Source organism: Gracilibacillus salitolerans (assembly GCF_009650095.1).
Lineage (GTDB): Bacteria > Bacillota > Bacilli > Bacillales > Amphibacillaceae > Gracilibacillus > Gracilibacillus salitolerans.
The window spans coordinates 4244025-4258591 of sequence record NZ_CP045915.1 but is presented as its reverse complement, the minus strand read 5'-3'; the positions used below and the strand labels follow the sequence as shown (position 1 = coordinate 4258591).

13 protein-coding genes are annotated in these 14567 nt (G+C 37.4%); 7 read left to right on the top strand and 6 right to left on the bottom strand.

The genetic code is table 11. The annotated features are described in order from the left end of the window. Positions 1–324 precede the first annotated feature (324 nt). The 6 genes from GI584_RS20080 to GI584_RS20055 all read left to right on the top strand — a co-directional run bounded on the left by GI584_RS20080 (position 325) and on the right by GI584_RS20055 (position 6538). Complete coding sequence (locus GI584_RS20080) at positions 325–1674, top strand: ABC transporter substrate-binding protein (RefSeq protein WP_153792375.1); 1350 nt, start codon at positions 325–327, stop codon at positions 1672–1674. A gap of 71 nt (positions 1675–1745) precedes the next feature. After that, positions 1746–2672 carry a carbohydrate ABC transporter permease gene (locus GI584_RS20075; RefSeq protein WP_153792374.1) on the top strand — a complete coding sequence of 309 codons (927 nt, stop codon included), beginning with the start codon at positions 1746–1748 and terminating at the stop codon, positions 2670–2672. 15 nt (positions 2673–2687) lie between these two features. Then, complete coding sequence (locus GI584_RS20070) at positions 2688–3515, top strand: carbohydrate ABC transporter permease (protein WP_228552291.1); 828 nt, start codon at positions 2688–2690, stop codon at positions 3513–3515. A gap of 171 nt (positions 3516–3686) precedes the next feature. Further along, positions 3687–4799, top strand: a complete 1113-nt coding sequence (locus tag GI584_RS20065) for a Gfo/Idh/MocA family protein (protein ID WP_228552290.1) — start codon at positions 3687–3689, stop codon at positions 4797–4799. 22 nt (positions 4800–4821) lie between these two features. Continuing rightward, positions 4822–5670, top strand: coding sequence for a DUF6807 domain-containing protein (locus GI584_RS20060; RefSeq protein WP_153792373.1), 849 nt, complete (start codon positions 4822–4824; stop codon positions 5668–5670). 73 nt (positions 5671–5743) lie between these two features. Next, complete coding sequence (locus GI584_RS20055) at positions 5744–6538, top strand: SDR family NAD(P)-dependent oxidoreductase (RefSeq protein ID WP_153792372.1); 795 nt, start codon at positions 5744–5746, stop codon at positions 6536–6538. 599 nt (positions 6539–7137) lie between these two features. Here GI584_RS20055 and GI584_RS20050 read toward each other — a convergent pair. Beyond that, on the bottom strand, positions 7138–8115 hold the full coding sequence (locus GI584_RS20050; protein WP_153792371.1) for an aldo/keto reductase: 978 nt from the start codon (positions 8113–8115) through the stop codon (positions 7138–7140). A gap of 428 nt (positions 8116–8543) precedes the next feature. On the opposite strand from GI584_RS20050, the gene GI584_RS20040 reads away from it, so the two are divergent. Further along, the gene (locus GI584_RS20040; protein ID WP_153792369.1) at positions 8544–8717 is read left to right on the top strand and encodes a hypothetical protein; all 174 of its coding nucleotides are present in this window, start codon (positions 8544–8546) and stop codon (positions 8715–8717) included. Between the two features lie 239 nt (positions 8718–8956). Here the strand turns inward: GI584_RS20040 and GI584_RS20035 are convergent, their stop codons facing one another. From GI584_RS20035 to GI584_RS20015, 5 genes are all read right to left on the bottom strand, one after another. Continuing rightward, on the bottom strand, positions 8957–9958 hold the full coding sequence (locus tag GI584_RS20035; protein WP_153792368.1) for an AbfB domain-containing protein: 1002 nt from the start codon (positions 9956–9958) through the stop codon (positions 8957–8959). A 416-nt stretch (positions 9959–10374) separates the two neighbouring features. Further along, on the bottom strand, positions 10375–10653 hold the full coding sequence (locus GI584_RS20030; RefSeq protein ID WP_153792367.1) for a hypothetical protein: 279 nt from the start codon (positions 10651–10653) through the stop codon (positions 10375–10377). Between the two features lie 40 nt (positions 10654–10693). Next, positions 10694–12736 (bottom strand): beta-galactosidase, encoded by a 2043-nt coding sequence (locus GI584_RS20025; protein ID WP_153792366.1) that lies wholly within the window; start codon positions 12734–12736, stop codon positions 10694–10696. A gap of 81 nt (positions 12737–12817) precedes the next feature. Then, complete coding sequence (locus GI584_RS20020) at positions 12818–13642, bottom strand: carbohydrate ABC transporter permease (RefSeq protein WP_100359097.1); 825 nt, start codon at positions 13640–13642, stop codon at positions 12818–12820. Further along, positions 13642–14544 carry a carbohydrate ABC transporter permease gene (locus GI584_RS20015; RefSeq protein WP_407647377.1) on the bottom strand — a complete coding sequence of 301 codons (903 nt, stop codon included), beginning with the start codon at positions 14542–14544 and terminating at the stop codon, positions 13642–13644. The genes GI584_RS20020 and GI584_RS20015 overlap by 1 nt, the downstream gene beginning before the upstream one ends. Positions 14545–14567: the final 23 nt, after the last annotated feature.

Sequence of the window (14567 nt, the reverse complement as noted above, 5' to 3'; positions counted from 1 at the left end):
CTTCGGAATTTATAATTTTTTCCATATGTAATATGGTGCTCCTTTTTGTCCTTATACTTATACAATACCTGCCAATAATGAATATTGTACCCAGACTTAAATATGAAAAAACTAAATATAGAAACGTAATATCTCATAGACTTTAAATCGCTATTAACCTATACTATCGTTAATCACCTAAACCTCATGAAAATTACGTTTGGATCACGGGAAGAGCAGTTAATAATTTAAAGATTAATAACTTTAAAAAGGGAGGTTTATATTAAAAAAGGATTTGTAACAATAGGTGAGATTACAGGAAATTTAAATAGGGGAGGAATTAGTATGTTTAATTTCAATTGTATGCGCTTACCTTTTTTGATGATCTCAATATTTATTTTATTCTTTATTTTTGGATGTTCTACTGAAGAGAGTGATAGCAGTGCTGAGAATAATGAAACTGCAAGCAATGATGAACAGTCTGAAGACGACGTGACTAAATTAACATATTGGCATAATTGGGAAACAGGCCCTGGAGGTGAAGAGATTCAACAATCTGTTGCTGCATTTAATAAAGCGCACCCCAATATAGAGGTTGAACCGGTATATGTAGCTGCTGATGGTGGGGACTCTGTTTCCTCTAAACTAGTTACTGCAGTTGCGGGAGGGAATCCTCCTGATGTAATGCTTGCAAGTCGGTATGGAATCGCGGAATATATGGATTCATTAACATTACTAAACGATTTGGCAGAGCGAGATGGAATAGACGGAGACATTTACTATGATTGGGCGTGGGGGGAGTCGACATTTGAAGGTGATATATTAGGACTCCCATATGACGGTACCTCCAGAGCTTTATATTATAACAAAGATCATTTTGCAGAGGCCGGACTTGATCCTGAAGATCCACCGACCACCATCGAAGAATTAGAAGATGCAGCACGGCAACTAACGGAACAAGAAGATGGTAGATTTAATCAATTTGGACTTATTCCCTGGTTAGGAGAAGGCTGGTTATATTCGTGGGGCTGGTCTTTCGGGGGTGAATTTGTTGATGAATCTAATCAAGTGACCGCTAACAATCCTCAAGTTGTAGAAGCCCTAGAATGGATGACTGGTTTCGCTACAGAATTGGGTGCTCAAAATGTACTAAGCTTTGCAAATTCTCAGGGTAGCAATGCTCAAGATCCATTTATTAGTGAACAGGTATCTATGGTAGTTCAAGGTAACTGGGTTATGGCACAAATTGAGGAATATAATCCCGATTTAAATTATGGAGTGTCCTATATCCCTACTCCGACTGGTGATGACTTTACTACATTCCTAGGAGGAAGAGCATTAATTATACCAAAAGGAGTGGAAGGAGACCGATTAGAGGCTGCATGGGAGTTTGTTAAGTGGCTAAGTTCTACAGAGGAGGGCCAAAAACATAAGGAAATTAAAGGGGAGTATTCAGTACTTCCTGAAGTGAACGATGAACTTTTTGGCGATATTCCGAATCACCAACCATTTTTGGATGTATTGCCGAACGGGCGACATCGACCGGTTGTATTAGCTGGGAATATGATGTGGGATGAATTGGCAAAAGCACCGGATCTGGTCCTTGATGGACAGGGTACTCCTCAAGAAATTCTGGATAGGGTAAATGAAACAATTAATAATGCGATCGAACAGGAAGAAGCTAGGAGAGAATAAAATTATTATTTTACACTTATTGAAGGGGGATTCCCCCCTTTTTTAAGACAAAATAGTATGGAGGAATGGGGATGAAGTCAGTTTTACTAGTAAATAAAATTAAAGCAAAAAAAAACATTGGAAGCAATCGATCAAAATATGGAATTATATTTGCCCTGCCATGGATTATTGGATTATGTGCATTTTATTTCTATCCATTACTTAGTTCCATGTATTACAGTTTTACAAACTATAATATTGCTGGTTCTTCCCAATTCGTTGGACTAACAAACTACATCCAATTATTGAATGATTCAATGTTTTGGACAGGAATCAGTAATACATTAATTTACGCTTTTATGCAACTTCCTTTAAGTGTGGTCCTAGGGGTTACAATTGCTTTGCTGCTCAACATAAAAATTAAAGGTCAAGGGATATTTAGAACACTGTTTTTTATTCCCTCCTTAGTGCCGGCAGTAGCGGTAGCCATTTTATTTCAATGGTTACTTGAAGCGCAGTTTGGTTTAGTGAACTATCTTTTAGATATAGTAGGAATAACAGGTCCAGGCTGGTTGGGAGATCCGACATGGGCGAAGCCTTCTGTTGTAATGATGTCTTTATGGATTATTGGGAATACCTTTTTAATATATCTAGCTGGTTTGCAAGATATTTCTCAAGAATATTATGATGCCGCTGAAGTAGATGGCGCCAACCCTTTTCGGAAGATTTGGCATGTTACAATCCCGCTTTTAACACCTGTTATTTTCTTCAATGTGGTGGTTGGATTGATCAATGCTTTACAAGAGTTTACATTACCATATACGTTAACATCTGGTACCGGCTCCCCTGCTGACTCATTAATGTTCTATAGCATGTATTTATATAACAATGCCTTCTTATATATGAGAATGGGTTATGCTTCTGCCATGGCTTGGATTTTATTCGTGCTAATTATGATTATCACATTAATTATATTAAAAACGTCAAAGCGATGGGTATTCTATCAAGGTGATAAATAGAAGGGAGGATTTAAGTTGAAGCATAGAAAATTCAAAAGATTATTAACCTATATATTTATAAGCATAGCTGGAATACTGTTTGCGCTTCCTTTTTTCTGGATGATCAGTACTTCTATAAAACCAAATGTTCAACTGTTTACCTATCCACCTGTTTTGATACCAAACCCATTAGAATGGCAGCATTATTTTGATGCAACTACCATGATCCCTTTTTTCACATACTTTAAGAATTCTTTGCTTTATTCCGGTTTGTCTACTTTGGGAGTCGTGGTCTCTTGTCCGATAGTGGCCTACAGTTTGGCGAGGTTAGAATGGAGGGGACGTGACACTCTTTTTATTCTTACATTAGCAGTAATGATGATTCCATTTCCAGTAACTATGGTACCTCTTTTTCTATTGTTTTCTCAACTTGGGCTAGTAGGAGGGCTATTACCACTTATATTGCCATTGTGGTTTGGTATGCCGTTTTTCATTTTCCTATTAAGGCAATTTTTTAAACAATTGCCAAGCAGTTTAGAGGATGCGGCTCGTATTGATGGCTGTTCTGAATTTGGTATTTTTTTCAAAATTATGCTTCCAATATGTCAACCCGCTATATTAACCATTGCCTTGTTTCAATTTATGTTTTCATGGAATGATTTTTTGGGGCCTCTGATTTATCTAAGTGACCCTTCAAAATATACGCTTCAGATTGGGTTGCAACAATTTCAGCAAACAGAGAGCACAGCTTGGGGACCTTTAATGGCTGCTTCTGTATTAATTGCAGTACCAATCATAGTGCTTTATTTCTTTGTTCAAAAGGCTTTTGTTCAAGGTATTTCTTTAGGTAGTGTAAAGGGTTAGTAAAAAATAGATTCTTTTAAAATATAAGATTTTTTATGGTAATAGCCCTCAAAAATCTAAATATATTAACGTGATATCTCATAGACTTTGACCCATTAATTCTCTAAATTAATAGTGAGGTAGAAAATTGTCTCTGCTGATTGTCAAATTTAGAATGAAGGAGGGATTTAGTTGGGAATAAAATTAAAAATGGCCATTGTAGGACTGGGATTTGGAGCTGAATTTATCCCTATTTATAAAGATCATCCGAACACAGAAATGTATGCCATTTGTCAACGGAACCAAGAAAATTTGAATAAAATAGGTGATCATTTTGACATTGAAAAAAGATATTCTAATTTTGATGAGTTGATCCAGGATAATAATATTGATGCAGTTCACATTAACTCACCAATACATTTACATGCTGAACAAAGTATTGCTGCACTCCATGCAGGTAAACACGTAGCTTGTACTGTCCCAATGGCCACATCTATTGAAGAGTGTCAGCAGATTGTTAAAGCTCAACAAAAAAGTGGTAAAAACTATATGATGATGGAAACAGCTATACAAACGAGAGAATTTTTATATGTAAAAGAATTAAGAGATAGAGGAGAGCTTGGCCACATACAATTTTTAAGGGGAGCACATCAACAGGAAATGGCGGGATGGCCTGGTTATTGGGAAGGACTTCCTCCTATGCATTATGCCACTCATGCAGTTAGTCCTTTATTAGCATTGGCTGAAAAGGAAGTAGAATATGTCTCCTGTCTTGGCTCAGGAAAAATAGCGGATCATTTAACGGTTAATTATGGCTCTCCATTTGCAGTAGAATCAGCTTTATTTAGCTTAAGAGATTCTGATTTAGCGATGGAAGTTACAAGATCATTATTTGAAACTTCTCGTGAATATGTTGAAAGTTTTGATGTCTATGCAAATAAGAAGAGTTTTGAGTGGCAACAATTAGAGTCTGAAGACCCGGTAGTCTTCACAGGAGAAGAGGGAGAAAGGGTTAAAATACCAGATTATGCTCATTTGCTACCTGATTCTATTCAACGCTATACGACAGAAGGAGTATACGATTCCGAGGACAATAAACATTTATCTTTTACTCAGGGAAGCGGTCATGGAGGATCACACCCACATTTAGCCCATGAGTTTATTATGAGTATTCTTGAGAAGCGAGATTCTTATCCAAATGTATTCAGCTCGGCAAACTGGACTTGTGCAGGACTTTGTGCGCATGAGTCAGCAATGAAGAACGGAAAAATAATTAGATTGCCAATTTTTAAGGAGAAGATATAACTTACTTAAGGAGGTGAGTCACATGGTTAATCATACAAAAATTAATGATTTGCGAGCAGAATGCTCGGATCAAATTATTAGTGTTTACCGCCATAATGAAAGTGTCCCCATCATTACACAGCATGCAAAAACAGATAAGCGTCCCTACATTCATCCCATTGTTTCTCCAGACGGTGTGGGAATTTTAACAGAAGATGCTCCATCTCATCATCCGTGGCAGCACGGCCTTTACTGTGGATTCAATAATATTAACAACATAGGTTTTTGGGAAGAGGGGTTAAAAGAAGGGTATGACGGCACTATCCACCCAAAGTCATTGTCTAAACCAATCGTAAGAGGAAACAAAGCAAATTGGAAAGTAGAGTCGGAATGGTATGCCCCAAATGGTACACATATGATCACAGAAGAACAAGATTGGATATTCACAGACCATGGTGAGACATATACATTAGATCTTGTTGGGTCTTTGCGGGCAGAGACATTTCTCACTTTTGGTCAACACATGGCCGGTGGTCTTTTTCTACGTATGCCCTTCAAAGAAGAATTAGGTGGAAGAGCTATTAATAGCTCTGGACAAGAAAATGAGAATGCAGAAGCAAAGTATGCCAACTGGGTCACTGTAAGTATGCCTATCAAAAATCGTAAAAACTGGGCAGGAATTGCTATGATGAATCATAAAGATAACCCGCAGCATCCAGTTACTTGGAGGGTGGATGGCCAACTCGGGCTTTCACCAAGTCGCTGTATTAGTGGAGAGTGGACTCAGGAACAAGGAAAAACAGAAAGGTATAAGCATCGTTTGTTAATCTACTGCGGTGAGCCGAATATAAAACAAATAAATAAGAGTTGGAACTCATTTAACAATTTGTAGTTTAATTACTTGATCACCAATGGAATCAACTATAAAAATATGGTTTATAAAATTTAAGAATGGGGTGTAAAATATGACAGGAAACAGATTGGAAAATAAAGTTGCAGTAGTTACTGGAGGCGGCTCAGGTATTGGCAGGGAGACATGTCTCTTGTTTGCAGAGGAAGGTGCAACAGTTGTGGTGGTGGACCGTTATGAATCTGATGCTCAGAATACGGTAGATCTCATTGCCAAGCAAGGTGGTCCGCAAGCAATATCTGCAATTGCAGATGTAAGCAGTGAGAAAGACATTGCTGCACTAGCAAAAGAAGTAAAAAATAAATTCAATAAGGTAGATATACTTGTTAACAATGCTGGAGTGCGCGTATTTGGCCCAGTCACTGAAGCTGATGAAGAAACATGGCAATTTATCTTTGATGTTAATTTACGTGCAGTAGGTTATTGTTGTAAGCACTTTATCCCAATAATGTCCGAGAGTGGTGGTGGATCGATCGTCAACGTCTCATCAGCAAATGGTGTAGTTGGACGTCCTGGTATGGGGTTATATGATGCCACTAAAGCTGGAGTTCTTGCACTAACACGTTCGATGGCATGTGATCATGCTGGAGAACAACTGCGTGTAAATGCTATTCTTCCTGGACCTACACTTACCGACTATCACATTAAAAGAGCAGAAGCTGCAGGGAAAGAACTAGATCTGGGTTTGACTAAATCTCATCCAGAGGGACCAGGGATCCTTAAACGACAGGGTACTCCGCGAGAACTAGCTTACGGGATTCTTTTCTTAGCGTCAGATGAAGCGTCCTACGTTACTGGAGCATGTCTAAACGTAGATGGTGGGCTTTCAGCGCTTGCGCAGAGAAATTAAATTATTTAACCCAACCACCAAGCCAGAACCAGCGATCTCAATGGTATTTTTAGTAACAAGCATTGACTTCGCTCGGACCTACACAACCCAATTACTTAGTTAGTCAGACGATTGTTGCAACAGATAAAGGGTGACAACTAGCTGATAATATTTGTTACCTTCGTTATTTTATTCTTTATAACAAATAGTAACAGCCTAGAATCCGATATTCATATGGATTCTAGGCTGCTTTTGTATCAGTTTAACTGCAAAAGTCAGACTATATGTTTTTTCAGTATACCGTCTTTTGATCTTAGCTAAAGGTCAAAAATTTCTAGTTTTATCATATCTAGCTTCATTGTGAAGAAGATTTTCATGAATGATCTTTTTATAGAGATGTCTCAGTATTGAGCAACACTTTTTTAGGCTATAATTTTTGAGTATCCATGTGTTAATTTAGTATCTTGTCTCAGTAATTCTTCACTGAATTCCGAGATTCATTATTCTAGTATTCTATCCTCAATATAATCTCTTCCTGCCAAGATCATTGTTCCTCATAAGCATTTACTCCCACTATTATCATAAATGCAGTAAGCGACTAAAACGTACTGTACCAACCTTTACCAAGCGTATTCTTTTGGTGCTTTCTCGTAACCAGGGAAAATTTCGTCTAAACGTTCAAGTGATGCTTGATCCAGTTTGATTTCAACTGCGCGTAAAGATTTTTCGAATTGTTCGAGTGTACGTGGACCGATAATTGGCGCATCTAATGCTGGATTGTGCAATACCCAAGCGAGGGCTACATCAGCTTCACGTTCTCCCAGTTCCTTGCAAAAGTCAGAGAACGCTTCCAATTGTGCTCGATGTTTTTCAACTCGTGCTGTTTGACCAGCAGTTCGAGAACCCTTATCTGGATTTAACGCATTGCCCCCAAGCAATCCACCATCTAGTGGACTCCAGGCAATCACACCAATTCCCTGGTCCTTCGCTGCAGGTAGTACTTCCAATTCTGGAAGACGGCATAGTAAGCTGTATTTATGTTGTTCAGATACAAGACCTAAGAAATTACGTTCTTTTGCCGCTGCCTGCGCTTTAATTAGATCCCAACCTGCAAAGTTACTTGAACCAACGTAGTCAATCGTGCCTTTCTGTACTTCCGCTTGAAAGGCTTCCCAAAGCTCTTCCCAAGAAACATTACGATCAATATGGTGCATTTGATAAAGTTCAATGTGATCCGTCTGTAATCGCTTAAGTGATCCTTCTAAATGACGACGAACCTTATAAGCAGATAGAAATCTTCCATCATTCGGACCGTCGTTCTCATCTCCCATATGATTATACACTTTGGTAGCAAGTACAACTTTTTCTCTGCGATTACCACCTTGAGCAAACCAACGACCGATAATTTCTTCTGTCCATCCGTGACGACCTTGACCACCATATACGTTTGCGGTATCAAAGAAGTTTAAGCCTGCATTGAGAGCTGCATCCATAATTTTATGTGCTTCCTTTTCTTCTGTGGACGGACCAAAATTCATAGTTCCTAAGCAAAGTTTACTTACCTTCATGCCTGTACGACCTAGATTAGTATACTCCATTTATTTCTCCTCTATGTATTTGACTTCTATCTGAAATTATAGACTGATTGGATAATTTAGGCAAGCGTGAAACACGGGGACGTATCTGTTTCATTTTTTACCTAGGGACAGGTTGTTTGTCCCATTTTTCTTATCAATTCGATTTCCAGGAAAGCTAGTGAGGATCACTGAACAGACTCCAATTCGTTCCGTTTAAATGAAAAGTAAAAGAAAGCACCGTTTAAAAGCGTCAAGACGACCAGCCCAACGAATACGTTGCTGTAGATCGTTGCATGGTTTTGAGCGCCGGCAAAAGGATTAATGGTAAACGTGCTGTTAAAATCTAAAATCTTTCCAATAACTGCTCCACCAAACGCACCAGCCATATTGATTTTATGCGAAACTATCAAACTAGTGGTGTAAAATTAACTGGGCTTGGTGACATTATATTGGGAGTAATAACAGAACAGATTGAGGACTTAGAAGGCACTTTACAAGAGCGAACTGACAAAGCAAACCAAGCGTTTGATGAAACATTGGATAACCAAAGTAAGGTCCAAAGAGCGGATTTTATTTTCCCTAACTGGGAACCATATAAAAACTATAATAAAGGAATTATATGAAGCAGTACAAATAGATGGAGCAGGATTCTAGAAGAATATGTATTATGTTACTCTGCCCTTTAGTCTCTTTAAATTGATAGCTCATATTTGTATTGAGAAGGATTTTGAAAGATCAAAAGCCTAATTCCTTCGAATTTTGAGAAATTAGGTTTTTCTTGAAATATACAGTCATATGCCATACCAGAGCTTGCAGTCCCTACAGTTAGGTCTTAACAAAGCAAGTGGGGTTTACCTAAACTTTACCAACAAATTTTAAAAGTAGCATTTTTCTTGTCATGCTCTGATGAAACAGAGCAAACACGCAGAAAGGTACCATCATGCATTATATATTTATCACAATGTTGGTAGGATTGAAATGAAGACCAGTCAGAATCAGCTAATCCTTTAACTTGTTTGAAACTAGCTTTCTTTTTAAAATTATCTGAATCATCATAACTCTCTAAACGTAGAGTGAAGTTATAAGGCTTTAAGAAATGATTTGGATAATTAATGGATTCAAATGAAATGCAACTAGAATCTGCAAGTCCAGGTATTATTTTCCAAAGTGAATCCTTGTATGGATCAAATGGATATGCTTCTATCCGAGCAAACGAATCTTTGTATCTAATATAAAAATCGGGGGAACTAAATAGTTTTATGCGATTCCATTTAGGTTTTTCCCCCCAATGTTTGAAGAGAGTATTTAACTCATTCCGTGTAACGGTAAGAGATGACGCATGTTTGGAATTTAGTGGAGCGTTATAATCTCGTCTACTGAGTGGCACCCATTCGGCTTTGTCTAAGTTTTTGGTTTCCCAGACATAGAATTTTCCATTATCGGGGTAATAATTATCACCATATAAATACCACTTATCTTCATCTAATTTTTTTATAATCATGGGAGCTTCAAATTCCGGTTCACCAAATGGACCTGCATAAACATTAGAGTCAAAGCTTCCAGGTTCTAGTGATGTGGACTTTGTAACCTTTATTCTTTTCCCCTCATAAGGAGGTATATTAGCATACCTACCATCTTTAAAATACAAATAATTTGTGGATTTTAAGGATACAATCGAAGCATCAATGGAATCATATCCAGGGTCAAAGAAAATTTCCGGACTACTTACAGCTCTAAAATCATCTGTATAATTTACATAAATTCTATTTCGGTCAGTATTCCCAGACCAATAGATTCCATATTTGTCCCTTTCGTCATCATAAAAAACCTCAGGTGCCCATGAATGCATTCCTGAATCATTCATTCTCAACAACCGTCACTCGGTAAATTTTACCAAATCGATTGAATCATAGCACAATAGATATTCGCTATTCCGCATATTTGTAGCTAAAACAATAAATGATCCATTTTTTTTCTATATATATAAGGATCACGCATGCCTTTTCCCCGATTTTCGGAACAAGAATAGGATTATTATTATTAAATGGGATCCAGTCTTTCGCATCATAACTGTAGGGTGTAGAGCATGCGCATCCCCGTCTCCGTTTGGAGTCTCACAAAAATACGCCATTACATAAGCAGAAAAGTTTCGCACTATTTCATTTTTAATATCAGTCATTGCTCTTTTTCTCCTTTCCTTATTATCTGAAAATGTCACATGTGCCTCATAAGAGTATTAACCTATAAAAAACGGGTCCAAGACCCGTTTTTAGAATAGGATTAATGATTTTCTACTGCCTCTTTTGCCTGTTTCAAGGCTTCTTCAGGTGTTTGTGATTGGTTTTTTAATACATTAACAAAGACATCGGTATTTAACTGATTATCAATATCCGGTATTTGATCCGTCATATTTACCGAATCAATTTCATCACGAACTTCTAACAATGTATCAAAAATGTCTTCATCGAAGAATTGGAAATATTCATTATCTTCTCGTAATTCAGGACTATCCCATACATCCCATCTAGGTGGATCATGCCCTTTAACAAAAAGAGGCACTTTAGCTTTTCAAAAGTAAAGTGCCTCTTTTCGTCCTTATTTATTTCTCTTTCAGTACTAACACATCATACGCTGCCATAGTGACATCTCCGCTAGTAATATCATGATCCAACAAGTTTTCCATATCTACCTTTAGATAAATAGTTTGTGCTTCTTGTGAATAGTTGAGTAATATATATACTATCTCGCCATCTTTTTCGCGAACTGCTAATTCTATGTCTGGAGTCAGAGTAAACTTACTTCGATAGTCGCTAATTTCTACATCTTCTAAAATTAAGGCAGCTGTTTGGTAGTCAAAAACTCCGCCATAATAGTAGGCTGTACCTTCCGATACTTTTCTCCTTGTCAATGCTGGTTTGCCTTCATAATGTGCATTTTGGTATGTTCCTATTACTTCTACATTGTCGGCTTCTGGCTGTAGCACCTCGTTAAAACCATGGGTATTTAGCTGATTGTCGAAGAGGTTCACATATGGGTTCTTTTGCCAACCATTTAGTAAAGTATATTCTTCCACAGTAATACCTACTAAATCTTTAATATATCCTGGAAAAGCCTTCATATATGTCTGGCCAGTTAAATCTTTGTAGCCCGTTCTTGCACCAAAAATAATGGTTCCACCTTGTTCCACATAACCTTTTAATAGATTTGCTGTTTTTTCCGTCAAAATAGCAGCGTGTGGATAGACAAGGACTTTATATTTGATCAAGGTCTCTAATGCCATGTTTTGTGTTACATTGACGATATCTACAGGGATGTGATGATATTGAAAGGCTTTAAACCATGCCTCCTTACTCTCGCCAATAAACTGTCCAAACCATTTATCTTCTTCACCATCCCATTCATTCTCATAATCAGTTAAGATTGCAGCATCTGCAACATATTTTGAGTCAAAGATAGCAGAACCTAGCTTTTGCATTTCTTCGCTTGTTTGTTTCAGTTCACTAATTCTTCGGTTCGGTAGATTATGATAATCATTAATACCATGCCAATAGATTTCTGATCCTTTTGTAGCGGTGCGCCACCTAAAATAAAGAACTAAGTCGGCACCATGAGCAATCGATTGATATGTCCATAATCGCAATTGCCCAGGACGTGGGGTTGGTTGTTCGATTCGGTTTACCCATCCTCCGGGACCTGCTTGCTGTTCAAAAATGGCAAAATTCCCACCAAAGCTGCGAACGGTACTTAAATTTAAACTCCACTTCCGATCACGCAGAGGCATGAAGGAATTATCTTCAATAATTTTGTTGAAGTTCGGATATGAATCATAGGCATAGAAGTCTAACGCTTCCTTTGTCATCCGATGGTTATCTAAATGACCAAACATCCCATTTGTCGTCACCCATTGCTTATCGGTGATAGATCGAATGATATCAGCCTGCATTTGTACAAAACTTATCGCACTATCTGAAATAAAACGCTTTTCATCTAAGAGTTGATGTGGATTATAGGAATCATTTACGGTTGGTCGTGTGAGATAAATCTGACGCCACTCCGTATACGTTTGATTCCAAAAAATAGTTCCCCAAGCTTCATTTACATTGTCCAATGTTTGATATTTTTCTTTTACCCAATTACGGAAGTTAGTATGATCTGCTTCTGAATAGAACACATTCATTTCGCAGTTGATTTCATTATCAATCTGCCAACCTACAACTGTTGGATTATCTTTATAATGTTCTACCATTTCGGTAACAATTCTTTTGGAAAGGGTTCGATAGATTTCCGAATTATAATTATAATGTCGCCTTGAACCATGGTGATAGCGCACACCTTCTCTAGAGACATTTAATACTTCCGGATATTTATCGGTTAACCATGCTGGTGGTGTTGCGGTTGGTGTTCCCATAATGACTTTTAGATCATATTTTTTTGCTAATTGAATCGCGCGATCAAACAAATCAAACTCAAATGTTCCTTCTATTGGTTCAAAGATTGTCCATGCGAATTCCGCCATCCTAACATATTGGAATCCCATTTCTTTCATTCTTCGAAAATCGTCTTCCCAAAGCTTTTCAGGCCAATGTTCAGGGTAATAACAAACACCTAATTGGATTGTTGTTTCATTTATGACATTTTTCATTGTTATGCTCCTTTGTTATCTTTTGTTTATCACGGTGCTAACCACTAGTGGGTTACCCTCTATTAATGGGAAGTCCTCACTTTATTCTTTTACAGAACCACCTAAAATTCCTGATACAAAATGCTTTTGTAGCATTAGGAATACAACCATTATTGGTAGAACAGAAATAGCTGTTCCAAGCATTAACTGTCCGTAATCTACTGAATTTAAGCCTGCTAATGTGGATAAAGCAACTGGTAAAGTATACATTTCACTAGATGTCATGACGATTAGTGGCCACATAAAGTTGTTCCATTGATGGGTAAATAAGAAAATCCCTACAGCTGCCAATGCTGGCTTCATGGTTGGCAATGCCAATTTGAAAAAGATGCTAATCTCTCCGGCACCATCAATTCTGGCAGCTTCGATCATGGAATCAGGAATCCCTTTCATATTTTGCCGAATCAAAAATATAGCAAATGGATAACAAATTTGTGGTAATATAACCGCATGATACGTATTGATCCAATCCAATGCACCAAATATTTGAAACAATGGAATGATTGTAGCTTGATAAGGTATCATCATCGCTAACAAAAAGCTAGAAAAAATAATATTACTACCTTTAAATTTGAACTTTGCAAATGCATACCCTGCCATCGAACATACTAGCAAACTAGCTAACACGAATACGATCGCAATTACAGCAGAATTAAATACTGCTTTCATAATGGGGATGGCTTCACTTAAATTCGTTAAGTTCTCTACGAAATAATTTCCTGGAACTATTTTAGGTGGAAAACTTAGTACATCCCCCGAGGGGTTTGTTGCACCTACAATCATCCAATAAAACGGTCCTAAAGAGATAATAACACCGACGATTAAGAAAAAATGTAACAGTGATTTTTTAACATATATGCTTTTCATTAGTCGTCTTTCACCACCTTAAATTGCAGCCAAGATAGAATAGCAATAAATACGACGATCACATATGCAATGGCAGAAGCATAGCCGAAATCAAAGAAATTAAACCCTTGATTATATAAATAATACGTAATGGTTAAAGTTGCATTATTAGGCCCGCCGCTTGTCAGGTTATACGGTTCATCGAATAATTGAAACGTTCCAATCGTAGATAATACAAAACAGAATAATAGTACTGGTTTGAGCTGCGGAATGGTAATATGAAAGAATTTGTGAATAGGTGAAGCTCCATCAATACTAGCTGCTTCGTACAAATCATTTGGAATATTTTGAAGACCCGCTAACAAGATAACCATGTTATATCCGGTCCATCTCCAAGTTGTTACAATGATCAAGGATGCCTTCGCCCAAAAACCATTTGTTAGCCAGTTGATTTTTTCTAAACCGATAGATGTCAAGATATAATTGATTAAACCATAATCTGTATTTAATAACAGAATGAAAATAATAGATGCTGCAACGAGGGAGGTCACAGCTGGTGTAAAAAAAGAAACTCTGTAAAACCCACGCATATTCAATAATTTTGAGTTTAAAAAGACTGCTAACAGTAAAGCGAGAAATAACATAATTGGTACTTGCACAATTAAGATGATAAATGTGTTTCCTAAAGCTTTATAAAAAATAGGATCCGTGAATAATCGTACATAGTTATCGAAACCTGAAAAGGTGTAGACGCCACCACTTCTTGTCTGAAAACTAAGTAAAAAAGATGCAATAATTGGGTACACCGTAAATGCTAAAAATAACAACAATGCTGGAAGTATAAAAATGTAAGGTGCCGTTTTCGGTGTAATAAATCCACTTTTATATTGGTTGGTCTGAACCTTTTTTGTCACGTCATCCAAGAATATCCCCTCCTTTTTGGGAA

Bases quoted from the DNA above. Each gene is read 5' to 3' on its own strand.
- GI584_RS20080 (WP_153792375.1), top strand. From the start codon at position 325: ATGTTTAATTTCAATTGTATGCGCTTACCTTTTTTGATGATCTCAATA.
- GI584_RS20075 (WP_153792374.1), top strand. From the start codon at position 1,746: ATGAAGTCAGTTTTACTAGTAAATAAAATTAAAGCAAAAAAAAACATT.
- GI584_RS20060 (WP_153792373.1), top strand. From the start codon at position 4,822: ATGGTTAATCATACAAAAATTAATGATTTGCGAGCAGAATGCTCGGAT.
- GI584_RS20055 (WP_153792372.1), top strand. From the start codon at position 5,744: ATGACAGGAAACAGATTGGAAAATAAAGTTGCAGTAGTTACTGGAGGC.
- GI584_RS20050 (WP_153792371.1), bottom strand. From the start codon at position 8,115: ATGGAGTATACTAATCTAGGTCGTACAGGCATGAAGGTAAGTAAACTT.
- GI584_RS20035 (WP_153792368.1), bottom strand. From the start codon at position 9,958: ATGAATGATTCAGGAATGCATTCATGGGCACCTGAGGTTTTTTATGAT.
- GI584_RS20025 (WP_153792366.1), bottom strand. From the start codon at position 12,736: ATGAAAAATGTCATAAATGAAACAACAATCCAATTAGGTGTTTGTTAT.
- GI584_RS20020 (WP_100359097.1), bottom strand. From the start codon at position 13,642: ATGAAAAGCATATATGTTAAAAAATCACTGTTACATTTTTTCTTAATC.